This is a genomic window from Roseivirga thermotolerans (assembly GCF_014653175.1).
GTDB classification, from domain to species: Bacteria; Bacteroidota; Bacteroidia; order Cytophagales; family Cyclobacteriaceae; genus Roseivirga; species Roseivirga thermotolerans.
The window spans coordinates 589751-612553 of sequence record NZ_BNAG01000003.1 but is presented as its reverse complement, the minus strand read 5'-3'; the positions used below and the strand labels follow the sequence as shown (position 1 = coordinate 612553).

Sequence of the window (22803 nt, the reverse complement as noted above, 5' to 3'; positions counted from 1 at the left end):
GTGCTTTAATAGTCGATTCTCACTTATTCAAAGAAGACGCAAAGGTAATACTATAATAACCATTTATCAAAAATAGAGACACATATAAAAGACTGATTGGTTCTCAAAACCAATATTATTAATTAGCATTGCAAGCGAGAATTTGAGCCTATGTCAGAAAGTAAAATTAAGAAGATCTTAGTGGCCAACCGAGGCGAGATTGCCATCCGTGTAATGAGAACTGCCCGCGAAATGGGCATCAAAACCGTGGCCATTTACAGCGATGCAGACGTTCATTCACCACACGTGCGCTATGCCGATGAAGCCGTAAACGTTGGGCCGGCTCCATCCAATCAGTCATACCTTAAGATGGATAGAATCATAGACATCTGCCTTGAATTAAACGTAGATGCTATTCACCCCGGCTATGGTTTCCTCTCTGAAAATGCCACATTTGCCAAAAAGGTGGCCGAAAAAGGAATTATTTTCATTGGCCCTTCTACACACGCTATAGAAGTAATGGGCGATAAACTTGCCGCAAAAAATGCTGTTAAAGCATACAACGTGCCCATGATTCCTGGGGTAAACCATGCCGTTACAGACTTGGCCGAAGCCCGAAAAATTGCTGAAGATATTGGATACCCCGTACTCATTAAGGCCAGTGCCGGAGGCGGAGGAAAAGGCATGCGTGTGGTAGAGCGGCCTGAGGATATTCAGGAGCAAATGCAGCGTGCCATGAGCGAAGCCGAATCGGCTTTCGGAGATAAATCTGTCTTTATTGAAAAGTACATCGGTTCACCTCGGCACATAGAAATTCAGGTGCTGGGCGATCAGCATGGCAACCTGGTATACCTTTTCGAAAGAGAATGCTCTATACAACGCAGACACCAAAAAGTAATTGAAGAAGCCCCTTCATCCGTGTTAACTCCCGAATTAAGAAAAGCTATGGGAGAAGCAGCCATTGGTGTGGCAAAAGCATGCGACTACTACGGTGCAGGAACGGTAGAGTTTATCGTAGATGAGAATCTCGACTTCTTCTTTCTGGAAATGAATACGCGTTTACAAGTAGAACATCCTGTGACCGAAGAAATAACAGGCATTGATCTGGTAAAAGAGCAAATACGGATTGCCGAAGGACACCCGCTAAGCTTCAGCCAGGAAGACTTGAAGATTAAAGGACACTCCATTGAAGTACGGGTATATGCTGAAAATCCCAAAGAGAATTTTCTTCCCGAAACCGGCCGTCTTGAAACCTATAAGATACCCCAGGGGCCGGGAATCCGTGTAGATGATGGCTTTGAAGAAGGCATGGATATTCCGATCTATTACGACCCTATGATTGCCAAACTTGTGGCCACGGGTGAAAACCGGGAACAAGCCAGAATGAGAATGCTCAGAGCCATCAATGAATACGAAATCACAGGCATTAGCACCACGCTCGACTTCTGCTCCTTTGCCCTGAAGCACGATGCCTTTATCAGCGGAGACTTCGATACAAAGTTTGTTCAAAATCACTTTAAACCGGAGTATCTTGATGCTCATAATGAAGAGGAAGAAACCATTGCCATTGCTCTGGCTGCCTATGCCCTTGAAGAAAAGAAAAAAGCTACCAACCGTGCCGATGCGAGCGGACAGTTGAGTAAATGGAAGTTGAGAGCAAAGCAATAGTATGGCGAAAATTCTACCCTTTAGGGCATGGAGATACAACAAGGAGCTATCTCGTACTATAGATGAGCTAACCTCTCCGCTGTTCGATGTGATTTCCGAAAAACAGCGAGACGCTCTATATGCTATACCTTACAACAGCATACACCTGAGCGTTCCATTGAACTCGGAAAGTCCGCTAGAAGCACGGCATACCATTACCCAGTGGAAAGAGAAAGGAATAATTGAGCAAGACCCAATTCCCGGAATTTATGTGTATTACCAGCATTTTGCCCTACCGGGAAGCGATAAAAATTACGTAAGAAAGGGGTTCGTTAGCTTCATAGAAGCCACTGATTGGGGAAAACCTGACTCCGTTATTTTAAGGCATGAAAACACCATCCCTCACTCGGTAGCCGATCGTGTGGAAGTATTGAAAGCAACAGAACTGAACGTTAGTCCTACTCACGGTCTATACTTCGATCCTGACTTTGAGCTGGAGCAATACATGGATGAAAGCCAGCTAAACCCTATTTATGAAACGGAAGACTACCAAGGAGTAAAAGATGTACTTTCAGTGATCCACGATCGAAACATTATTCAAAAGTTCATCGACAAACTAGGCCCTGAGAAAATCATTCTTGCCGATGGTCATCACCGCCTGGAGAGCTCCATACAGTACAGGCAGGAGATGGTAGAAAAACAAGGATCCGGAGGACATGAAGGCTTTAATTTTCACCTTATGTACCTCACCAATGGCGAGGCTGATGATCTTCGCATTCTGCCGACTCACCGACTCATAAACGGCATTAACGATTTTAGCCGAGAGGAGTTTATGAAGAAGCTGGAGCCTTATTTCTTCATTCGCCCTATAGAAAACCCGTATGACATTACGGAGATAATTCTGGGTAAGCAATGGGCTTTTGGTCTTCTTTTTAAAGATGAAACCTTTAAAGTACGACTGAAGCCTGAAGCACTGGATGCAATGGAGTGGAATTTCCCAGAGGTTGTAAAGCGGCTGGATCTTACCGTGATGCACTACTTCATCATAGAGAAAGCACTTGGTATAAAAGGCAAAGACCAGCGAAAATCCAGAAACATTTCTTTCGAAAGAAATTTCGCCACCTGCCTGAGCAAAACCATTCGCAACGAAGCCCAGTTTGCCATCATAACCAAAGAAATAAGCATGGACACGGTAAGGGAGGTATGTCATTCCGGTTATACATTACCTCAAAAATCGACATATTTTTACCCAAAAGTGATTTGTGGCTATTTATTCGGATCTATAAAGGATGATGAATTTACCCTACCGTTTAATCCTTGGGAGTAAATCTCCCAGAAGGCAGGAGCTACTAAAGAACCTGGGGCTTGACTTCGAAGTTCGGGTTAGGCCTGTTGACGAAACATTCCCTACTCATCTGGAAGCCACCCAAATGGCAGAGTTCATTGCCAGAAAGAAGGCCGAAGCTTTTGATGACCTACTAGACTCAGAATTGGTTATTACTTCCGATACGGTTGTGATATGCGATGGCAGGGCGTTGGCTAAACCGGCCAACCGAGATGATGCCAAAACCATGCTGCAGGCTCTTTCCGGCAATAGTCACCAGGTAATCACAGCCGTATGTCTCAAAACCCAAAATAAAATCACCTCATTTTCAGAAAGTACATTGGTCTACTTCGATGTTCTCGAAGCCGCTGAAATAGACCATTACATAGACCTTTATAAGCCTTTCGATAAAGCAGGAGCCTATGGCATTCAGGAATGGATTGGCATGATTGGTATACATAAAATTGAGGGCGACTATTACAATGTGATGGGGCTGCCGCTTCATAGGCTATACAAAACGCTAAGGTCATTCACTTCGCAGGTCTAACCTTATCTGCAAAACTTTTGGTCATCCGTATTCAACAAAAAAGCACCCCTTTAGGAGTGCTTCTTAATTGATAATTATGAGTCTGTATTAATTAGTTCGTTGCAGGAGCAGCAGCCGGCTTTTTGGCTTGCATTTTTTCTACCAAATCCCCATCCTTCAATCGCTTAGACACTACAAAGAATGGCCCTGAAATAACCTCCTGACCTTCATCTAAACCGGATAGTATCTCAATATTGTCGAAGTCGCTAATGCCGGTTGTTACCTCTACCATTTTAGCCACTCCCCCTTCATTTACAAAAACAACTTCTTTGAGGTTGTCTTCACTGGCCAGTCGGTTAGAGGCCGGTGTAGCTGTTGTCTCATTATCATTTTCTCCGTTGGCTCCTTTGAGGTTAGGATTACGGGTAGTTACAGCCGCTAAGGGCACTGAAAGTACATTCTGCTTGGTTGTAGTGATAATCTCAACACTGGCTGTCATACCCGGACGGAAAGGTGAAGGACCATTAATTTCCGATAGCAGGTCGGTAAAACTCTCGTTGAGAATTCTTATTTCTACTTTGAACTCTGTAACCGCATCGGCCGAAGCTTTTGGATTAGCCGTGTTTGCAATTTGAGTGACTATACCCTTAAACTTTTTATCCATCTGAGAGTAAGAATCCACATCAATAATTGAGGTATCACCCACACTCACTCGAATAATGTCATTCTCGTTTACATCTACTTCAACCTGCATTTGGTTAAGGTCTGCCAGACGCATCATTTCTGTACCGGCCATTTGCTGAGTACCTACCACACGCTCTCCCTTCTCTACGTTGAGTTTAGAAATTGTACCACTGGCAGGAGCCGTAACCACCGTGAGCCTCACGTTTTCCTTAGCTTCATCAACTGTGGCTTGGCTCGATTTGATAATGTATTCGGCTGCCTTCACGCTTTCTTCTGCCGCCTCCAGGTTATACTTGGCCGTGAGATAGTTAGACTGAGCCGTTTCAAAATCGGCATCTGAAATCACATTCTCTTTTCTCAATTGCTCTGCCCTTTTGAAAGCAAGTTCTGCCTGAGTGAGCTGTGCCTCGCTGCGGGCCTTGTTGGCCTTGGCAGAGGCTAGGTTGGCCAATTGTTGGTTAAGGTTGGCCTGAGCTCTATCTAAGGCTGACTGTAAGTTATCAGGTCTGATTTTAACCAGCACCATGCCTTCATTGACAAAGTCTCCTTCTTCTACATTCAATTCTATAATTTCCCCTGCAACATCGGGGCTTATGATAATTTCTGTTACTGGCTGAACCACGCCCGAAGCAGTAACTTTTTCTATAATGGTGTTACGGCTTACCTTTGCCATTTCTACAGACAAGGTTTTCGCACCACCAATAAAGCCTGCTTGCTTACCTACAATAGCAAATATCATAATGGCAGCTACTGCTATCAGTAGTATCCAGACAATTCGATTCGATCCTTTTTTCTTCTTAGCCATGTTGTTGTTCTTAATCTAAAGTGATTGGGTTACCCAAATAAAAGTCTAAAATTTTTGCACGGAATATGTATTCGTACTTGGCCCGAACAAGGTCAGTTCTGGCTGCAAATAAGTTGTTGTTGGCCACCTGATAGTCCACAAAATTGGCACTACCTGCATTGTACCTTTGCTCAGTGGCCCGGAATGATTCTTCGAGGGCCGCTACTCGCTTTTGAGAAGCTTCGTAAGACTTCAAAGCGGCCAAAGCCGTGTTATAAGCCGACTCAATGTTTTGTCTCAGTGTATTTTTCACCGTTTGGGCCTGAATTTCTGCACGCTGCTTATTAATCTCTGCACGCTGTAGGTTGGCGGTATTTCCATAACGGTTGAAGATAGGGATGCTCAGGTTTACCCGAACAGATTGCCCCAGGTTATCATTAAACTGGTCAGTAAACCTGTATGAATCAGAAAATACGGGCACGGTTTGCGTTCTTGGATTGGAAAAAACGGTCTCGTTGGTCCCTTGCACAAAGCCAATTTCCTGGGCAGGCACAACAACCTCTTGTGTACCGGTAAGCTGCCTTGCCTGATCGGAATAGTTGGTAGAAATACTACCGCTCAATGACAAGGTGGGCAGGAAAGCTCCTTTAGAAATTTTTACATCCATATCACTGCTCTGTATTCCCAGTTCGGCACTCTTTACATCGGGTTGATTGTCTAGCGCTATTTCATAAATCTTAGAAGGGTTGCTCATAGCCAGCCTAACTGATTCAATCTCCAGGGTTGGTGCCTCCAACTGAAGGTTTACCTCTGCTGGCATCTGCATGGCCTGCTTCAAATTAAGCATAGCCAGGTTCAAAGCGTTTTCGGCATTCACTACCTGAACTTCGTTAGAAGCCAACTGAGACTCTAAATCGAGCTGATTGGTAATGGGCAGAGAGCCCGCCTGCACCAATTTGGTTGTACGATCTAATTGTGCGGCTGTAGCCTCTCGCTGGTACCTTGCATTTTGCAGTTGTTCCTGATTGAGCAGTACGTTTAGAAAGTTAGTCGCCACCTGCAAGCCTATGTCGTTCTTAGCTTTTTCAAGGTCTAATCCGCTGGCTTCCAGATTCAGCTCATTTCTTTTAATGGTATTTCTAAGAGCTCCTCCGCTGTAGAGTACCACAGACGAACTAGCAGAGAGACCTCCGGTAGTGAAATCCTGACTCACAAAGGAGTTAGATACCGGATCAATACTTCTACCGAACGATTTACCCACGCTTCCGTTGGCACTTACGCTTGGCAACAGGGCAAATCTGGATTGCTTCAGGGCTATTTCATTGCCCAATTGGTTTAGTTGATTGCTTCTTACGCTCAGGTTGTTTTCCCAGGCGTAATTAATACACTCTTCCAGAGTGAAAGTTGTTTGACCTTCCTGACTTTGAGCCAGGTGAAAGCTCAGGAGCATTCCCAGCCCAAAAATTATTGTTTTTTTCAACTTCATGATTTGTATTTAAAAATCTATATCCGGAATAAATATGACCTCATTTATCCAGCTCAAATGTTTCAGAAAATCGATGGTTACCTGCGAGGGTTTAGAATCCATTTCTATCACGTGACAGGCTCGGTCGTTCTTACCTTTTCGGTTAACCGCCATGGAGGCAATGTTGCAATCTTCATTGGCTAAAACTGTGGCAATAAAGGCAATAGCTCCTTTTTTATCGGCTGCCATTATAATCATTGTACTCAGGTTGGCATTGAACCCTACTCCAAAACCGTTTACACTGCCAATTTTTATCACCCCGCCACCACGGCTCTCACCCACCACCTCAATGGTGCGGTCTCCACTGGTAGCTACCACCTTAACCGTATTTGGATGCATAACAGATGCATTGCCTACCGACTTAAACTTGTACTGAAAGCCAGCTTCTTTGGCCAGGTCGAGGGCGGTTTTAATCCGGTCATCGTCTGTTTTAAAATCCATTAGTCCGGCAATAATTGCACGGTCAGAGCCATGGCCTTCATAGGTTCTGGCAAAAGAATTGTAAAACGTTATGTCGGCAGTTTCAGGAGCCTTACCTAAAATCTTGCGGGCTACACGCCCTATTCTAACAACTCCAGCGGTGTGAGAACTGGAGGGGCCTATCATTACAGGACCAATCATATCAAACACACTACTTTGCTCTGCCATAGATCATCCAAATTATGTTTTCAATATTAGATAAATATGCCCTACTTGATTTTCGATTATGTTTGAAAGGTGAATACCCTCCATGAAAGCAATATTTAACTCCCGAATTATTGACACTTCCAAACCGCTGATTTTAACAAGCAATCGTGCATTTTGTTATGGAGACGGCCTATTCGAAACGATTGTTACAGGCCCGGACAGAATTGATTTAATTGATTGGCATTTGGAAAGGCTGTTGCGTGCCTCCGCGGTCTACGGCATGAAGGCTCCTGAAGTGTTGACCCCCAACTATGTGCGCGACAGTATTGAGCAATTGTGCAAAGAGAATGCTGTTAAAGGCACCACACGAACCAAGCTCATAGTATGGAGAAATGAAGGCGGACTGTATGCCCCGGAGCAAAACAGCTGCAGCTTTCTGTTGGAGTGCAAGCCCTCTCACAAACCTTTTTTTGAAGGCCTAGGCACTATTGGCTTGAGCCAAACCATTACCACCCGGCATACCCTCTACTCCTTTGCCAAAAGAACAAATGCCATAGACTATGTACTGGCAGGAAAAGAAAGGGCAGAAAATGAATGGGATGAGATTGTGTTACTAAGTACCGAAGGACACCTGGCAGAAGCCAGCATGGCCAACTTGTTTTGGGTAACCAATGGTGAGCTATTTACTCCTTCTTTAGACACCGGCTGTATAGAAGGTATTATGCGAAGGGCTGTGCTTGAAAAAGCCGAAAAGGCCGACATGGTAGTGAATGAGGTAAAAGCCAACCCTGAGGTACTCCCAACAGCACAATGTATTTTCACTACCAATGCATCGGGCATCAGGTATTATTCTCACTTTATGAATAGTACTCAAAGGAAAGAGAACCCTCTGGCTTTTTTAAAGCCAATACTTACACAGCTACTTCGGCCTTAATATGCGGATGCGGATCGTAACCTATTAGTTCAAAATCCTCATAGGTAAATGAAAACAGATCCTTCACTTCAGGATTCAGTTTCATTGTTGGCAGAGGCCTAAAGTCTCTTGTTAACTGTAACCTGGCCTGATCGAAGTGATTGGAATAGAGGTGAGCATCGCCAAAAGTGTGAACAAACTCGCCCGGCTCCAGATCACAAACCTGCGCTATCATTAACACGAGTAAGGCATAGGAGGCTATGTTGAAAGGAACCCCTAAAAAGACATCGGCCGACCGTTGGTAAAGCTGACAGCTGAGCTTACCATTGGCCACGTAGAATTGAAACATGGTATGACAGGGAGGCAGAGCCATATGATCTACATCGGCCACATTCCAGGCACTCACAATATGCCTGCGCGAATTAGGGTTATTTTTAATGCTTTCAACCACTTTGGTAATCTGGTCAATTGTACCTCCTTTGCCATCGGGCCAATGCCGCCATTGGTAGCCATAAACAGGCCCTAGGTCACCATTCTCATCTGCCCATTCATCCCATATTCGCACCCCATGATCTTTCAGGTACTTAATGTTCGTATCTCCTTTTAGAAACCAAAGCAATTCATGAATAATAGACCGCAGATGGAGTTTTTTAGTCGTTACCACCGGAAAGCCTTCGGACAAATCGAATCGCATCTGATACCCAAACACGCTTCGGGTACCAGTGCCGGTTCTATCGCCCTTGTCCACTCCATTCTCCAAAATATGTCTCAACAATTCGTGGTATTGCCTCATTTTCTGTAGGGTATTTTTAGATTTGAACTAGTGAACAAATTAACGGAAAATGTGGGTAAACCGAAGTCAGATCACAAGGAAAATGGCTGGGAAGTTTTTTTAACCACCTGCTTTTATCTTAACACCTCCAAAGCGCGCTGGCACTTATTCATTCTGTTGGCCATCACCCTGTTTTTTGGTACTAAACTCAATGACCTTCGGTTCAACTATAGCTTCAATAGTTTTTTCCCCGAGGGTGATGATGACCTTGCCTATTACAATGAGTTCATTGACGAGTTTGGGCAATTCAACGATTTTCTGTTTGTGGTGCTAAAAAACAAGGAAGGCCTCACCCAACCGTTCCTCGATAGTGTTGAACTCCATAAACAAACCCTTGATCAGTGGCCCGAGGTAAAACGTATAGAAAGCGCCTTAGACCTGAAAGGCATACAAATTACTCCCTTTGGCATCAACACCTATCCATTGCTGCCCAAAATAAACCGTTTTACACCGTCTGTTCTAGACTCTTTAGGAATGCTGGGCAACTACTTTGGTAGAGAAGATGGTTCGGTACTTTTATGGTTGGAACATGAAACCTTTGAGGCAAAGCCAGATGCCGATGCCTTTTACCTTCAACTGTCTGATCATTTTTCTTCTGCCGGACTGGAAGACTTCGTCATCTCCGGAAAAATTCAAATGCAATACGATTTTACCTTAAAGTTGGAAAAGGAGCTATCCCGTCTTTTGGGTTTAGGGCTATTGGTTATTGTACTGATTCTCTTTCTGTTATTCAGAAGCTGGAAAGGACTGATACTTCCACTCGTTGTTTTGCTCATCACACTGATCTGGACCATGGGGCTAATGGCCTGGCTAAACAAACCTATTGATGTGATGGTGGTGATGATTCCGCCCATTTTATTGGTTGTGGCTCTTTCGGATGTCATTCATTTCGTTCATAAATATGACGAGTTAAAGTTACAGGCTCTACCCAAGCAAGAGGCCATACGATTGGCTGTAAAAACCATTGGAAAGGCTACTTTTTTAACTTCCGCTACCACCGCAACGGGCTTTCTTGGCCTGCTCTTTTTACCCATAACTCCCATCAAGGAGTTTGGCTTACTTACGGCAGCGGGTGTGCTACTGGCTTTTGTGGTTACATTCCTTAGTCTTCCGGCCCTCCTTTATTTTTATCCGTCTACCGTTCAAAACACATCGGCATTTGGTTTTTCGTGGGAACGCACACTTTACAACCTTCACAGGCAAATTCTACAACGGCCCCGGTTTATTGTTGCCGGCACGCTCCTGCTCTGCCTTGCTTCGGTTTGGGGCATTTCTAAACTTGAGCTCTCCACCAGCCTGATTGTGGGGCTGCAACGCAACGAGCCGGAACTTGAAAAAGTAGCCTATTTCGACAAAAACTATGATGGTTACAAACCTTTTGAACTGGGCATAAAGCTCTCCGACAATGCTGATCTTTTTTCACCAGAAGTAGTGGAAAAGATGGGGCGCATTGAAAACTATCTGCAACAAAAATATGGAGTGGCCCATGTGCAATCTCCTCTTTCGCTTATTCGCGAAATAAATGCAGGGCTCTACGGTGGAGCCCGTAAGTATGCCACCTTGCCACAAACCGATGATCTGGATAAAGTAAGGCGTTATTACTACTCCCCTCGACTGCGCACCTTACGAAATAACGTACAGTCAATTAACGGGAAAATGATTCGCATGGTAGGAAGAACCAAAGACCTTGGAAGCGCTCATTACCACCCTCTAAACGACAGCCTAAATGTGTTTTTAGCTTCTCAAATAAACGGGAATGGGCTCGAGGCCAAACTTACCGGAGCCTCTTACCTTATTGACAAAACGGATAGTTACGTTGTACGCTCGCTGATTAAAGGTTTGGGCTTTGCCTTACTCTGTATTGGTATATTTGTGCTCCTGGCCTTCCGAAGCTGGTTGCTGGCATTCATAGCTCTAATACCTAATGTACTTCCCATTTGCCTGCTGTTTGGTAGTATGGGGCTGCTGGCCATAGACCTAAATATTTCAACTGCCATAATTTTTACCGTGGCCCTTGGCATAGCCGTAGACGACAGCATACATTTTATAGCACGTTTTCAACAAGAAAGACAAGGCTCAGAGCAATCACAGGCGGTTAAAAACACCTTCGTAAAAACGGGTAAGAGCATTGTGGTTACTTCAATAGTTATTGCCCTGGGTTTTGCCGTCTTTCTTGCCTCAGGCTTTTCTGCCGCATTTTATCTGGGCTTTTTCATAGTGCTTGCAGCTCTATTGGCCGTACTATTCGACCTCACCATTTTGCCAATTATACTCAGGCGCATTGGCCGCAAAAAACTATAGCTTGTCCAAATCGACAATATCGGACTTCTTGATCCATTTTTTGTAACCGAACATAAGGTTGAGACCAAATCGGATGTCGGCCTTACTGTATTGTTCCGGCCTGTTAGTAACCAGAGCGTTATCCATAGCCAGGTATAGCTGAACCGGTCCAATGTTGGTGCCCAAATTGGCTCCAAAATTATATTCATTATTGGCCCCTCTATAGCTTCCTAAAATACCCACCACAAACTTGTCGAACTTGTGATTGAAAGAAACGGCATAGTTGGGCCGCATACCAGACAGTGCATCGCGCTTGAAATAGGTTATGGAGAATCGATCGTTGGGAGTCAGGTAAGCAGAGGCTGTCAGATAAACACGCTTAGCCATAGTTGTTTCAAAGGGTTCTCTGGTTTCGTTAGAGGTAAACTTATTTACTATACTATCCTGAATGGCCTGTTCCGGATCTTCCATATCGCGTAAATCAATTCCCGAAAAAGTAAATGAGGCATCCTCTGTATTATAATTCTTGGCCTGTTCTGTCCACTTAATTTTTCCGATGTCGTTTACGGCCGCTTCTACCTCCAGCCATTTCAGCGGCTGGTAACGCACGCCAAAGTCGAAGGCCACGGTTTGGTTGCCATTAGACATGAGATACTGCATTCTTTCACTATCAGAGTAGTCATCAGAATCTCCGAACATATCGAACCCTGCTGTATTAACCGTTCCATTCTGTACTTCTACGTGCCAGCTATAGTCGGTTTCATCGGTAGTAAGGGTTAGGGTGGCATTCTCTTGTATTGAGCCATGAAACATTCCGGTTACCATTTTTATTCGGCCACCAACCGTTAGTTTATCGTCCAGAAAGCGTCTGGCATAGCCAATACCCACTTCATGGTATCCATCAATACGAGCCCGGCTACCTGAAAAGTCCAAAGTACCTCCTATTCTTGTTGAGTTACCATTGGCCAAAAATTCAATTAAATCTTTGTTGTAAATAAGATCCACATTGGCCCTTATGTTGGCAAACACAGAAAAACCGCCTTGCTTTGTTTTAAACGCAAGGTGCATCAAATTAATATCGGTCTGCACATTCACGTGGTTGGTGGTAAGTGCTACACCATTCATAACATCGAAGTTGACGGTGAAATCACTTTGTCCGGGGGCCTTATACAAAAGCTCTTCCAGGCGCAGATCGCCCTGAACGGTAACTCCCAAATTGGCGGGAAGCCCAAAAGTGAAACTATTGTTGGGGATAAAGGCAGGTTGAAAATTACTGCTTTGTGGCACTATATCGCGCAATTGATAGAAGGACAAAAAACCTTGAGCCGAAACCTGAACGGCAACCAAAAGAGCAATAAGGGTTAGAGTGAGCTTCTTCATCTTAGTTACCGTTAGTGTTTAGTTCTACATCCAGTTGACCAGCAATGGTAAACTTTAACTGATAATCATCGAAAAACTTCACATTGGCACCTTGCCCAACCTCGGTAGTCGAAAGCTTAACTACCAGATTGATCCGTGTGGCTTCTTTAATGGCCTGAATATCTTCGCTTTCCATTTCGATATCGGCAATGGTGCGTACGGATGAGGTTGTTCTGCCGTTTGTTCCAAGCGGAGCGGCTTCAAAAACAGGTTGCTCATCAATAGTGTAGACTATTCCTCCCTGATCGTTCAGAAACTGGATCTCTACCAGTCCTCCCATGGGCAGTTCATTGTCTGCAATGAGCCTCAGCAGTAAGCGTTTGGCCTTATCTATATCTTCAGGGCTGGTAAATGGCATGCTCTCTTCCGCTCTAAGTTCATCAAGGCTCAAGTGAAGCGGAATTTCAATATCTACCCCTACATTCAACACACTTTGATCGTTTACAAAGTTGTATTGGAAGGGTATGCCGTTGGGGTTCGATGCGGCCTGAACGTCTACAATTACTCGTTTGGGGCGCGCATTTAGCAGCTCATCGATGTTTGAGTTTTCAGGTGTCAGATCTATCTGTGTAGTTCTTGTGGCTCCTTCATTTGCCAAAGAAGGTCTGGCTACCACATTCAGTTGGTTAATTACATCGCCACTCAGATTAATGATTTGACCGGTTTTGGTAATGGCTGCAATCTGTTGAAAATCTACCCCCAGCGGGAAACCAAAACTATTATCGAATACAAAAGACACCCGCGGATCGGCAAACTGAATGGTACCATCGCCAAACTGATCGAAGAAATCGAAACTCACAATCTCAAAGCTCACTTCGAGCTCCTGAGAGTCGATGAAACCATATACCCGTTCAAAGCTGGTGTTAGTCATGCCCACGTTAAACTCAATACGATCGGCAGCGGCAATGGAACTGGAAGGGGTTACTTCGATGTCGTATGTCAGGTTAACCAAAAATTTATTGGAAGTAGTATTGCCATCTTTGTCGCGATGAAAGTAGCCTGCATAGTTGGCCAGACTTTCGGTATCGGTAAAAGTATTATTGGATGCGGTGAGCCTGCCGCTCATAACCAGCGGAGTTCCATTACTCTCTAAGGACTGAAAGGTAGCCTCAAAATCTATATTAGCGTTAAAGTCGGACTCTACCGTAAACTCAAAAAGTCCACCCTTAAAAAATATACTGTCGTAAGCCTCATTGCCTCTCTGACTCAAATCAAACTCGTAGGTTTCAGAAATGGTTATGGTGGTTGTGGCCGGTGGATTACTAATGCTTGTTCCGGCCGGAAGAGACGAGCCAAAGGTCTGATCTTGTACCTGCAAAAACTCTTCGGCACTTTGCGACTGTAACTGCTCGGAATAGACTATGGTAACCACATTTTCAGCATTGGTAGTTACTCCTGCTGTAGCATCGTTCAGTTCCTCAAATAAATCGCTTACCGTATAGTTTAGTTCGCCAAACACAACAGCTATGGAGGGGTCGAACACGATATCGCCAAATTCGGCATCTTCAAAATACTGCACATTGCAGGCGAGCATAAATGCAGCCAGAGCAGCAAAGCAAACAGTCAATAATTTCTTCATACCACGGGTTGATTATTTCTCAGGCATTACAACCCACAGTACCAGATAGACAATTACTCCGGGAAAAGCAGCGCTAAAAATTGAGATCAGAACATAGGCCAGTCGGGTCATAGAGACCTCCCAACCTAAATACTCTGCCAACCCTGCACAAACTCCTGCAATAATCTTCTTGTCTTGAGAACGGTATAATTTGTTGTTGCCAGCCATAAAAATAGTATTAGCCAACAATTTAAGGAGTTATATCATAAATTCCGATTAAGGGAAAGTGATCGGAATAATAAACATCATTGACGGTTTTGAGCTCCAACGCTTTTATGCCCTGGGAATAGAATTGATTATCGATTCGAAGAAATGGGAGTTTTCCGTTGTAAGTAACTCCCATGCCCCTACCGGCTTCTTCAAAAGCATTTTTATACTTTTTCTTAAACTGAAAGTAATTGTAGCTAAAGGGCACATCATTGAAGTCTCCGGCAAAAATATGTTTTCGAGGTCCTGAAGCTGCATGAGCCAGCAATTCTTTGATCTGACGTGTTCGTCTGGCCGAAGCCGTAATAAATCGGTTTTTCACGTTTTCATATTCCAGCTTAATGCCTTCAGGGTTCTGAATTTTATCGGGATTAATACCCATAGACTCCAGATGAACACTATAGACCCTGAGGGTGTCTTTTCCAATTTTAATATCGGCAAACCGTGCATTATTCAACTCGTCTAAAGGAAAAACCAACCCTTCGTTAATAATGGGGTACCTGGAATAGATAGCTACATGAAACTGGTCTTTGTGCAACGAGGCGCGATATCCTTTTTGGGCAATTCGAGGGGATATATTTTTGAGTGGGTAGAACTCCTGAAAACACATAATGTCTACATCCACTTTATCCATCCAGTCGATTACCTCCTCATAGTTATCCTTTTTCGCGTCTACAAACCATTTCACATTGTAGTTCATTATTGAAACAGACTTTGACGTAGACTCTTCCCTTCCTCCAAAACTAAAACTCACCTGCAGAAAAGGGTAGCCAACTATGAGTAGTACCAGGGCTATGAAACCCGACTTCCATTTAAAGAAAAGTGAGGCAATGAGTAATAAGAAGTTGAGCAGTAGCACCAATGGCACACCAAAAGACACAATACCTGAGTACTTAAAAAACAGAGGAGATATGAGTACGCTGGAGTAGACCACCAGTGTGAAGAAAATCCAAAGAACCTGCGGTAACTTAAAGAGAGATTTCATTGACCACTCAAATCACTATTCTAACAATTTTAAAACGATTTTCTTGTAACATAAACCACAAAAAACAGGAATGGTCGCAAGTTCAATCTCAACCGATTGATATTCACGACCATTCCTTAGAAAAGATTTTCAGGTATTTTCAGGCGGAAGGCTTTTCTCCTTTCGTTATTTATTCATTTCGCAAAGCACGTACCGGATTGCCGGTAGCCACTTTGATAGACTGATAACTCATGGTGAGCAGAGCAATTACCAGTGCACAAGCTCCGGCCAACAAAAACACGGAAACGCTAATGGGCGGTCTGTAGGCAAAAGACTGCATCCACAAGTCTACCCCATACCACCCGACTGCCGAGGCCACCACAAAAGAAATAAGGATGAGTACCGTAACTTCTTTAGACATTAAATACATGAGTTGGGGCAAAGTGGCTCCCAGTACTTTTCTAATGCCCACTTCTTTGGTTTTTTGTTGTGCGGTAAATGCAGCCAAACCAAAAAGACCAAGACAGGCAATAAGCACAGCCAGTACGGCAAAAGAGGTAAATATATCGCCCAAACGGCTTTCTGTCTCATACATATTTCCAAAGCGATCGTCTAGAAAACTGTATTCAAAAGGCTGATCGGTAGCCATCTGGTCCCAGGCCGATCGGGCATCGCTAATTACCTGCTGAAAATTGCCAGCATTGAGTCGAACGCCCAAGTAGCCATTTTGGCCGTTGAGTCGCATAACCAAGGGGCCAATCTCTGTTTTGAGCGATTCAAAATGAAAGTCTTTTACAATACCTATTACCTTGTATCGGTCAAGGGCCGAACCATCATCATTGAAATCGCCAATCACCGCATTTTCCAGGTCTTTAATACCATAAATTTCGGCTGCTTTCTCATTTATTACCATGGCTGTACTATCGGTGGGAATATCACGGTCGAAGAAACGGCCCTTCACTAGCTCTAAACCAAACACTTTTTGATAGTTATGGTCTACATACCAGTTTTGCGATACCTGCCCCCTATCCTGATCGATAATGCCATCAGGAAAAAACACCGTACTAGATCTGTTGCTCGAAGTGGGCAAATACCAGGTAGAACTCACTGCCTCCACATTGGCATTGGCCAAAAGCTCGTTTTTGTATGCTTCCACACCATCGCCCAATAAGTAAGTGTTATGTACCAACAACACCTTTTCTTTCTCAAATCCGAGTTTTTTGTTTTGAATGTACTGCAGCTGATTGAGAATACTGAATGTACCTATAATGAGCAGAATGGATATGAAGAATTGAAAGGTAACGAGGGCTTTGCGCAAGCCACCACTTTTCATGCCCATACTCAGGTTGCCCTTCAATACCTTAACGGGGCTAAATGCTGAAAGAAAAAATGCAGGATACAATCCGGCCAAAAAGCCCACCACCACTGAACCGGCAAAAACCAACGGCAGATTGGCCACAAAATCGAGACTCATTTCGCGCCCGGCAAAGTTGTTGAAAAATGGAAGCAAGAGAACAGCCAATCCAAGGCCAATCAGTCCGCTGATAAAGGTGATAAGCACCGACTCGGAGATAAATTGTGTCACCAACTGACCTTTAACAGAACCAAGTACCTTACGAACACCAACCTCTTTGGCCCTGTTGGCACTTCGGGCGGTCGATAAATTCATAAAGTTGATGCAGGCAATAACCAATATAAAAACGGCTATGGCCGAGAATATATAGACATAGGTTATGTCAGACTCAGGTTCAAAACCTCCGTAACCATCAGACAACAGGTGAATATCTGCTATGGGCTGAAGAAAATAATGAAATCGGTTACCGGCTGCTTCGAATTGCTCGAAAGTCATATCCAGATACTGTTTAAACTCTGCCCCCATCTTCTCAATAGCAATTTCATTCATCTGCTTTTGCACTTGCTCTACATTGGCGTTGGGTTGCATTACCAGATAAGTATCATAGTTTTGATTGAGCCATTGCTGGTTGTTGTAATCACTTTCTCTGGTAATGAATGACAAAATTACATTGAAACGAAAGTGGCTATTGGAAGGAATATCTTCATAGACTCCGGCAACTACCCAATCGGAGTCGTTATCTAGGCGCACCGTTTTACCAATCGGGTCTTCATCGCCAAAATACTTACTGGCAGTAGTAGCACTCATGGCCAGGTGGTTTTTCTTGGTGAGCACCTCCCCCGGAACACCTTTGAGCAATGGCACCCGGAATACCTCAAAAAACGTTTCATCGGCAAACACAAAGCGGTTTTCATTAAAAACCTTGTCGTTGTATTTCACAATCCAATTGCCGGTGTTTCTAAGCCGTAGCCTTTCTTCTACTCCGGGTATCTGGTCTCTGAAAGTAGCACCGGTGGGAGCCGGACTTTGCGAGCCCGTAAAGTCTCTGCCATTGAAAGAGCCCTCAATAACTACCCGGTAAATGTTTTCGTGATTAGGGAAGTGCCTGTCATAGCTCAATTCGTACTGAACATAAGTAACAATGAGCATGCAACACGCTATGCCTATAGCCAGCCCCGAAATATTGAGAACAGAAAAGAATTTATCCTTCCAAATACTCCGGAAGGCAGTTTTGATGTAGTTGTATAACATTATTGTTGGTTTGAGTTTTGACCAGTGGCTTGCGCCACTTGCGCGTAAGACGACTCAAACCACACAGAAGTTGCATTAGCTCATTACAGTTTCCATATGCTCATACCTTTTGCCATCTAAGGTCAGGTAAGACTTAAGCAAATTGGCAGTGAGGCATGAGTGTATAGGCAGAAAGCCAAGCACATCACCAATTTCTATGGCCTCAAAAGTTTCGTCATCTACCGACAATACTCCGTGCTCCTGAGAAAGAGAAGTTAAACGGGCCTCCGGAATAATGGAAGACCATCCTCGCTCCTGAAGAATAACCATCTCCCCAAAAAATTTCTGCTCGTTGGCATCGAACAAATGGTCTTTAGAAAAATGAACCGCACCTCCATGCACCACTATCTGATTTCTATCGGCATACTTGGCCACCACAGGACAAGCCACTGCCACGGCAATGTCGGTCTCATCACAAACATTCAGGTAATTCATTACCAGATCATAAAAAATAAAGTTACCGGGACCCATTTCATCCACGCCCTGCATATATTCGACCACCGTGCAACCGGGGGTATCTCCCATTCTAATAACACACTCTGACAAACCAAGGGTATTTTTTAGCTCCAGAAGCTTTTCGATACTCTCCTTCCAAATTTGCCTGATATCATCAATACTATTGGCCTGGTACGTATTACCCGGGTGGCAATACAGGCCATAGAATCTCAGGCTTTCATCATTGGTCAGTGCTTTGAGTACCCGTTCAAATAAATCTACACGAGTGGCTTTTAGCCCAGACCTACCATAACCGGCATCTACTTCCACAAGCACATTTACCGTTTGCTTGAATCGGCCGGCAACATGCTGAATAACCGCAGGGTCTGCCACCAATACAGTCAGCTTCACCCCTTGTTCTAAAAGCACATTTAAAGCATCAACCTCCAGTGGGTTTAAAGGGAAAGCCACGGTAATATCTTTCCAACCATTCTGGGCGAAGTACTCTGCCATTTTCACTGAAGACACGCTAATCCGATCTACTCCCCTTGCCCTAAACAGCCCCGCAATTTCTCTTGACTGGTGGGTCTTGAAGTGAGGCACCAGCTCTGTTCCGGTTCTTTGGGCTTTTTGAAGCATACGATCCAAATTGGCCAGCATTTTGGCCTCATCGAGCAGTAGAGTAGGTCGGGTTATATTCAGTTCCATGACTGAAAATTACGAGGATAATGACAGGCATTAAAAAAATTGGCCACAGAACTCAACCTTTTTTCCAAAGGTCACGTTTTTATGATTATCTTTTGATATCATTTTAATATCATATTAAATTTGAAGACATGAAAAACGAAAAACCCTATCAGCCTAAATCCGGCTTTGGCATGCTTGCCTTTGCTTTCATTCTCCTGGCCGGAACAATAGCCGCATTAATTGTTACCCAAAACCCGCTATTTGCTCTTCTGTTTATCCTCTTCTTGTTTCTGTTGCCCGGTTTTTTTGTAGTGCAACCCAATCAATCCAGAGTATTGGTTTTTTTCGGAGACTACAGAGGAACGGTTAAGAAGAACGGTTTTTTCTGGGTGAACCCATTTTACTCCAAAAAGAAGGTTTCGCTTCGTGCACACAACTTTGATAGCGAACGGGTAAAGGTGAACGACAAACTGGGTAACCCCATTCTCATTAGCGTTATTTTGGTTTGGCAGGTTGAAGAAACCTATAAAGCAGCTTTCGAGGTGAACGATTACACTCACTTTGTGAGAGTACAAACCGATGCGGCCGTGCGAAAGCTAGCCAACACTTATGCCTATGACAACTTTGAAGATGAAGGCGAAATAACGCTCCGCTCGGGCATGGAAGAAGTAAACCACGACCTTGAAGGAGAGCTGGCTGAGCGTTTGGCAATTGCCGGTATACGAGTAATTGAAGCGCGTATTGGTTATTTGGCCTATGCCGAAGAAATTGCCAGTGCTATGCTACAAAGACAACAGGCTACGGCCATAGTAGCCGCCCGTTATAAAATTGTAGAAGGTGCTGTGGGCATGGTTGAGTCTGCTTTGGAAGAGCTGAATAAAAAACAGATAGTAGATTTAGACGAGGAGAAAAAGGCCTCTATGGTGAGTAATCTTATGGTTGTACTTTGCTCCGACAAATCGGCTACTCCTGTGGTAAATGCCGGAACCTTAAACCATTAGAATTATGCAGTATAAAATTTTACAGAAAGGCCCATTTGAAAAGCTGGAGAAATTCGAAAAGAGGTTGAACGAGTTGGCCATGTCTGGCTGGCGGGTAGTTACTTCTATGGGCGACTTTTACCTGGTTTTGGGCAAAGAGAAATACTAAGTTATGGCCAAGAAGAAACCTTTTGTGCTCAGGATGGATCCTGAAATTCTGGCCGCTGTTGAAAAATGGGCGGCCGATGAATTTCGTAGTACAAACGGACAAATGGAATGGATTATAAACAAAGCCTTGAAGGAAGCTTCGAGACTACCTAAAAAGAAAGACTAATGGAACACAAAAACTGGAGCTGTCCCAAGTGTAGGAACAGATCGTTCGAAACGGATACTGTTGCGATGACAGGCAGCGGATTGAGCCGTTTTTTCGATATTCAAAACCGAAAGTTTGCCGCTATAAACTGTACTCGCTGCGGCTATACAGAATTTTATAAAATGAACAAAGCCGGTACATTAAGTAACTTGTTAGACCTAATTACAACCTAATGACCCAAGCCCTGCTTATCCATGCTATTATAGCCTTCTCGGCCCTGCTGCCGGGAGTGCTTATGCAGTTCGTAAATGTGGAGTCGCCCAACCGTTGGGTAGGTTATCGTACACCATTTTCTATGAAAACCCAACATACCTGGGAGTTTGCCAATCAGTTCAGTGCCAAGGCCATACTTTGGGCCGGCATTATTACCGTAGCCATTCAAATTGTGCTATACTTTGTAATAAGCAGCCTGGAAGCGCAAATACTCATTACTTCCGGAGTGATGACCCTAGGCTTTCTTATGGTTATTGCCATTACGGAAAGTAAGCTCCACAACCGGTTCGACAAAGACGGAATGCCTAAAGACCTGGATGCCGACCGGTTCTAGTGTTGCCTTACATTAAAAAAACTCCACCTTGGTTCGGGCAAGAGTGTTTGAGCTAAAGCCGGCATAATGGAGTGGAGTTTAGTCCATTTCCAGCTCATATTTTTTGGAGTTAATGGGAGGCTCTATACCCTCAACTTGTATTGAAAAGCGAAGGTGGTGCTTACCCTCTCCCAACTGCGGCTGCTGTAATAATACTGAAACTTCCCTGCTTTCTCCCGGAGCTATTTCTCCACTCAGTTCTTTCAACTCCTGTATTCCTACGGGCTGCAAGCCCTTTAAATAATGGGCATTGAGTACAACTCTATGCTCACCTGCATCGCTAAAATTGACTGCATAATCATAGTGGTTGGTTAGTCGCAAGGTTACCATCACATTTCCTTTCTTAAGGTCATTTACTTGCTCCTCATCAATCAGTTCTACAGCTACCTTTCTAAAACTCCTGAAGTTTTCTACCACCCGATAATGTATGCCCTTCCCAATTTGCGTGTAATAGTCTTTGTAGTTTACCGTATCGCGATAACGGTTTATCTGAAACACTGTTTTTCCTTGTAGTTGCTCCTCCAATGACAAAAGGTCGTGCTGGGTTTCCCGGTAATCAAAGGTGTTATAACAGTGCACAATGTCTCCAGTAAGATAGGCGTAACGAGAGGCTCTCTCGTAGTGATTGTTGAACATAATAGGCAGGCCGTTGCTCAGCTCGTTCACCTCTTCGGCCCAGGTATCCCAATTATGCAACACGTCCCACCCTTCAGTCCACGATTTGGGTAGGAAATCATACATCAGATATATTCTTAAGGGTACAATCAGCACTAGAGTAGCCACCGCAATACGCTTCATCCATCGTCTCATGCGTTCATGATCGGCTATGTACTCATGAGCCAGAAGCACCAGCGGCATCATCATTATGCTCGTCCAGTGTTTATGAAACTCTACCTTGAGAGTGGAAATAAAGAAGAAGACGAATACTCCCACCAGGCAAAAGCGAAGGGCCCGGTTAAAATCGGAACTATGCCTGTTCAAGAAAGCCCCTGCAATGAGCAAAACCCCACAAAACGGGCCAAATACCACCGGTTGAATACCGACATAATAAGCCAGCGATTCCCAACTAAAGCCCATGTCTATTCGGTTGTACAAATGGAACTTGATGGTGGCAAAATCGTGATTAAACTGCCAAATGGTGTGGGGTATCATAAATACCACAGTGGCCAATACCACCAGCCAGAAAGATTTACGCAGAACCAACTTAAGGTTAGAAAGCACCGTGAATATGACAATCAGGAAACCATGGTGTTTGCTCAGCATAATAAGAGCAATAGATAACGCCAACAACACCGAAACCTTCCAGTTGTCGTCTTCCAAATACTGTTTGTAGAAATACAGAAATAATGCTTCGAACAGAATTAAGGGCACATCTGTTTTTACCAAAAAAGCACCCGCATGGACAGCCACAGCCGAAAGGGCAATCCAAACAAACAACGGATCGTCTTTCTTAGCCAAGGTTTTACGAATAACCACCAAAGTGAGCATGTTAGCGATTAAAAACCAGAGCCTTAACCCCAGGGCATTTGGAATGAGGGTGTAGCCCATATAGCTTAAAACACCAACCATTGGAGGATGATCCAGATAGCCCCAGTCAAGATATTGAGAGAACAACCAGTAATAGGCTTCCTCTCCGCTCACCTCAGTAAAGTAGTTTTGAATAAGCCCAACAATAAACCATATAATCAGAAAAACCGCGAAAACCGGCTTAGTGTCCGTACTTCGAGATAAGGTGCTAGTAGTCATCTAAGGAAATTAGAAAGCACAAA

21 protein-coding genes are annotated in these 22803 nt (G+C 44.1%); 10 read left to right on the top strand and 11 right to left on the bottom strand.

Features of this window, described 5'->3' with window-relative positions:
• The first annotated feature begins 150 nt into the window (after positions 1–150).
• The 3 genes from accC to IE164_RS12665 are packed head-to-tail and all read left to right on the top strand — an operon-like array spanning position 151 to position 3497.
• Positions 151–1647, top strand: a complete 1497-nt coding sequence (gene accC, locus IE164_RS12675) for an acetyl-CoA carboxylase biotin carboxylase subunit (RefSeq protein WP_189630601.1) — start codon at positions 151–153, stop codon at positions 1645–1647.
• A gap of 1 nt (position 1648) precedes the next feature.
• The gene (locus tag IE164_RS12670) at positions 1649–2953 is read left to right on the top strand and encodes a DUF1015 domain-containing protein (RefSeq protein WP_189630600.1); all 1305 of its coding nucleotides are present in this window, start codon (positions 1649–1651) and stop codon (positions 2951–2953) included.
• Positions 2916–3497 carry a Maf-like protein gene (locus IE164_RS12665; protein WP_189630599.1) on the top strand — a complete coding sequence of 194 codons (582 nt, stop codon included), beginning with the start codon at positions 2916–2918 and terminating at the stop codon, positions 3495–3497. Before IE164_RS12670 ends, IE164_RS12665 begins: the two co-directional genes overlap by 38 nt.
• 91 nt (positions 3498–3588) lie before the next feature.
• Here IE164_RS12665 and IE164_RS12660 read toward each other — a convergent pair whose 3' ends face one another.
• The 3 genes from IE164_RS12660 to sdaAB are packed head-to-tail and all read right to left on the bottom strand — an operon-like array spanning position 3589 to position 7117.
• Positions 3589–4965 carry an efflux RND transporter periplasmic adaptor subunit gene (locus IE164_RS12660; RefSeq protein ID WP_189630598.1) on the bottom strand — a complete coding sequence of 459 codons (1377 nt, stop codon included), beginning with the start codon at positions 4963–4965 and terminating at the stop codon, positions 3589–3591.
• A 10-nt stretch (positions 4966–4975) separates the two neighbouring features.
• Positions 4976–6430 (bottom strand): TolC family protein, encoded by a 1455-nt coding sequence (locus tag IE164_RS12655; protein WP_189630597.1) that lies wholly within the window; start codon positions 6428–6430, stop codon positions 4976–4978.
• Between the two features lie 9 nt (positions 6431–6439).
• Positions 6440–7117 carry an L-serine ammonia-lyase, iron-sulfur-dependent subunit beta gene (gene sdaAB / locus IE164_RS12650; RefSeq protein ID WP_189630596.1) on the bottom strand — a complete coding sequence of 226 codons (678 nt, stop codon included), beginning with the start codon at positions 7115–7117 and terminating at the stop codon, positions 6440–6442.
• Positions 7118–7199: 82 nt separating this feature from the next.
• Between sdaAB and IE164_RS12645 the strand changes: the two genes are divergently transcribed.
• Complete coding sequence (locus tag IE164_RS12645; RefSeq protein ID WP_189630595.1) at positions 7200–8030, top strand: aminotransferase class IV; 831 nt, start codon at positions 7200–7202, stop codon at positions 8028–8030.
• On the opposite strand, the gene IE164_RS12640 is transcribed toward IE164_RS12645, so the two are convergent.
• On the bottom strand, positions 8008–8802 hold the full coding sequence (locus IE164_RS12640) for a thymidylate synthase (RefSeq protein WP_189630594.1): 795 nt from the start codon (positions 8800–8802) through the stop codon (positions 8008–8010). The two genes, IE164_RS12645 and IE164_RS12640, sit on opposite strands and share 23 nt — an antisense overlap.
• Positions 8803–8832: 30 nt before the next feature.
• On the opposite strand from IE164_RS12640, the gene IE164_RS12635 reads away from it, so the two are divergent.
• A complete protein-coding gene (locus IE164_RS12635) occupies positions 8833–11142 on the top strand; it encodes an efflux RND transporter permease subunit (RefSeq protein WP_189630593.1) in 2310 nt (769 codons plus the stop codon).
• Here IE164_RS12635 and IE164_RS12630 read toward each other — a convergent pair.
• The 6 genes from IE164_RS12630 to IE164_RS12605 form a co-directional block, all read right to left on the bottom strand.
• Complete coding sequence (locus IE164_RS12630; RefSeq protein WP_189630592.1) at positions 11137–12501, bottom strand: DUF5723 family protein; 1365 nt, start codon at positions 12499–12501, stop codon at positions 11137–11139. The two genes, IE164_RS12635 and IE164_RS12630, sit on opposite strands and share 6 nt — an antisense overlap.
• A gap of 1 nt (position 12502) precedes the next feature.
• Complete coding sequence (locus tag IE164_RS12625) at positions 12503–14119, bottom strand: hypothetical protein (protein ID WP_189630591.1); 1617 nt, start codon at positions 14117–14119, stop codon at positions 12503–12505.
• A gap of 12 nt (positions 14120–14131) precedes the next feature.
• Complete coding sequence (locus IE164_RS12620) at positions 14132–14326, bottom strand: PspC domain-containing protein (protein WP_189630590.1); 195 nt, start codon at positions 14324–14326, stop codon at positions 14132–14134.
• A gap of 22 nt (positions 14327–14348) precedes the next feature.
• Entirely contained in the window at positions 14349–15350 is a 1002-nt protein-coding gene (locus IE164_RS12615) for an endonuclease/exonuclease/phosphatase family protein (protein ID WP_189630589.1), read from the bottom strand.
• A 169-nt stretch (positions 15351–15519) separates the two neighbouring features.
• Positions 15520–17934, bottom strand: a complete 2415-nt coding sequence (locus IE164_RS12610) for an ABC transporter permease (RefSeq protein ID WP_189630588.1) — start codon at positions 17932–17934, stop codon at positions 15520–15522.
• Between the two features lie 75 nt (positions 17935–18009).
• Positions 18010–19116, bottom strand: a complete 1107-nt coding sequence (locus IE164_RS12605) for an alanine racemase (RefSeq protein ID WP_189630587.1) — start codon at positions 19114–19116, stop codon at positions 18010–18012.
• A gap of 128 nt (positions 19117–19244) precedes the next feature.
• On the opposite strand from IE164_RS12605, the gene IE164_RS12600 reads away from it, so the two are divergent.
• From IE164_RS12600 to IE164_RS12580, 5 genes are read left to right on the top strand one after another with little or no spacing between them, the layout of a single operon-like run.
• Positions 19245–20096 carry an SPFH domain-containing protein gene (locus tag IE164_RS12600; protein WP_189630586.1) on the top strand — a complete coding sequence of 284 codons (852 nt, stop codon included), beginning with the start codon at positions 19245–19247 and terminating at the stop codon, positions 20094–20096.
• Positions 20097–20100: 4 nt separating this feature from the next.
• A complete protein-coding gene (locus IE164_RS12595) occupies positions 20101–20244 on the top strand; it encodes a hypothetical protein (RefSeq protein ID WP_189630585.1) in 144 nt (47 codons plus the stop codon).
• Positions 20245–20247: 3 nt separating this feature from the next.
• Positions 20248–20409: a type II toxin-antitoxin system antitoxin gene (locus IE164_RS12590; protein ID WP_189630584.1), complete on the top strand. Its 162-nt coding sequence runs from the start codon at positions 20248–20250 to the stop codon at positions 20407–20409.
• Positions 20409–20621, top strand: coding sequence for a zinc ribbon domain-containing protein (locus tag IE164_RS18645; RefSeq protein WP_189630583.1), 213 nt, complete (start codon positions 20409–20411; stop codon positions 20619–20621). The genes IE164_RS12590 and IE164_RS18645 overlap by 1 nt, the downstream gene beginning before the upstream one ends.
• Positions 20621–20995, top strand: coding sequence for an SdpI family protein (locus tag IE164_RS12580; protein ID WP_189630582.1), 375 nt, complete (start codon positions 20621–20623; stop codon positions 20993–20995). Before IE164_RS18645 ends, IE164_RS12580 begins: the two co-directional genes overlap by 1 nt.
• Positions 20996–21073: 78 nt before the next feature.
• Here the strand turns inward: IE164_RS12580 and IE164_RS12575 are convergent, their stop codons facing one another.
• Positions 21074–22780, bottom strand: a complete 1707-nt coding sequence (locus tag IE164_RS12575) for an ArnT family glycosyltransferase (protein WP_189630581.1) — start codon at positions 22778–22780, stop codon at positions 21074–21076.
• Positions 22781–22803 lie beyond the last annotated feature (23 nt).

Bases quoted from the DNA above. Each gene is read 5' to 3' on its own strand.
- IE164_RS12605 (WP_189630587.1), bottom strand. From the start codon at position 19,116: ATGGAACTGAATATAACCCGACCTACTCTACTGCTCGATGAGGCCAAA.
- IE164_RS12575 (WP_189630581.1), bottom strand. From the start codon at position 22,780: ATGACTACTAGCACCTTATCTCGAAGTACGGACACTAAGCCGGTTTTC.
- IE164_RS12630 (WP_189630592.1), bottom strand. From the start codon at position 12,501: ATGAAGAAGCTCACTCTAACCCTTATTGCTCTTTTGGTTGCCGTTCAG.
- IE164_RS12665 (WP_189630599.1), top strand. From the start codon at position 2,916: ATGATGAATTTACCCTACCGTTTAATCCTTGGGAGTAAATCTCCCAGA.
- IE164_RS12660 (WP_189630598.1), bottom strand. From the start codon at position 4,965: ATGGCTAAGAAGAAAAAAGGATCGAATCGAATTGTCTGGATACTACTG.
- IE164_RS12625 (WP_189630591.1), bottom strand. From the start codon at position 14,119: ATGAAGAAATTATTGACTGTTTGCTTTGCTGCTCTGGCTGCATTTATG.
- accC (WP_189630601.1), top strand. From the start codon at position 151: ATGTCAGAAAGTAAAATTAAGAAGATCTTAGTGGCCAACCGAGGCGAG.
- IE164_RS12670 (WP_189630600.1), top strand. From the start codon at position 1,649: ATGGCGAAAATTCTACCCTTTAGGGCATGGAGATACAACAAGGAGCTA.
- IE164_RS12615 (WP_189630589.1), bottom strand. From the start codon at position 15,350: ATGAAATCTCTCTTTAAGTTACCGCAGGTTCTTTGGATTTTCTTCACA.
- IE164_RS12645 (WP_189630595.1), top strand. From the start codon at position 7,200: ATGAAAGCAATATTTAACTCCCGAATTATTGACACTTCCAAACCGCTG.
- IE164_RS18645 (WP_189630583.1), top strand. From the start codon at position 20,409: ATGGAACACAAAAACTGGAGCTGTCCCAAGTGTAGGAACAGATCGTTC.
- IE164_RS12595 (WP_189630585.1), top strand. From the start codon at position 20,101: ATGCAGTATAAAATTTTACAGAAAGGCCCATTTGAAAAGCTGGAGAAA.
- IE164_RS12655 (WP_189630597.1), bottom strand. From the start codon at position 6,430: ATGAAGTTGAAAAAAACAATAATTTTTGGGCTGGGAATGCTCCTGAGC.
- IE164_RS12620 (WP_189630590.1), bottom strand. From the start codon at position 14,326: ATGGCTGGCAACAACAAATTATACCGTTCTCAAGACAAGAAGATTATT.
- sdaAB (WP_189630596.1), bottom strand. From the start codon at position 7,117: ATGGCAGAGCAAAGTAGTGTGTTTGATATGATTGGTCCTGTAATGATA.
- IE164_RS12610 (WP_189630588.1), bottom strand. From the start codon at position 17,934: ATGTTATACAACTACATCAAAACTGCCTTCCGGAGTATTTGGAAGGAT.
- IE164_RS12600 (WP_189630586.1), top strand. From the start codon at position 19,245: ATGAAAAACGAAAAACCCTATCAGCCTAAATCCGGCTTTGGCATGCTT.
- IE164_RS12640 (WP_189630594.1), bottom strand. From the start codon at position 8,802: ATGAGGCAATACCACGAATTGTTGAGACATATTTTGGAGAATGGAGTG.
- IE164_RS12580 (WP_189630582.1), top strand. From the start codon at position 20,621: ATGACCCAAGCCCTGCTTATCCATGCTATTATAGCCTTCTCGGCCCTG.
- IE164_RS12590 (WP_189630584.1), top strand. From the start codon at position 20,248: ATGGCCAAGAAGAAACCTTTTGTGCTCAGGATGGATCCTGAAATTCTG.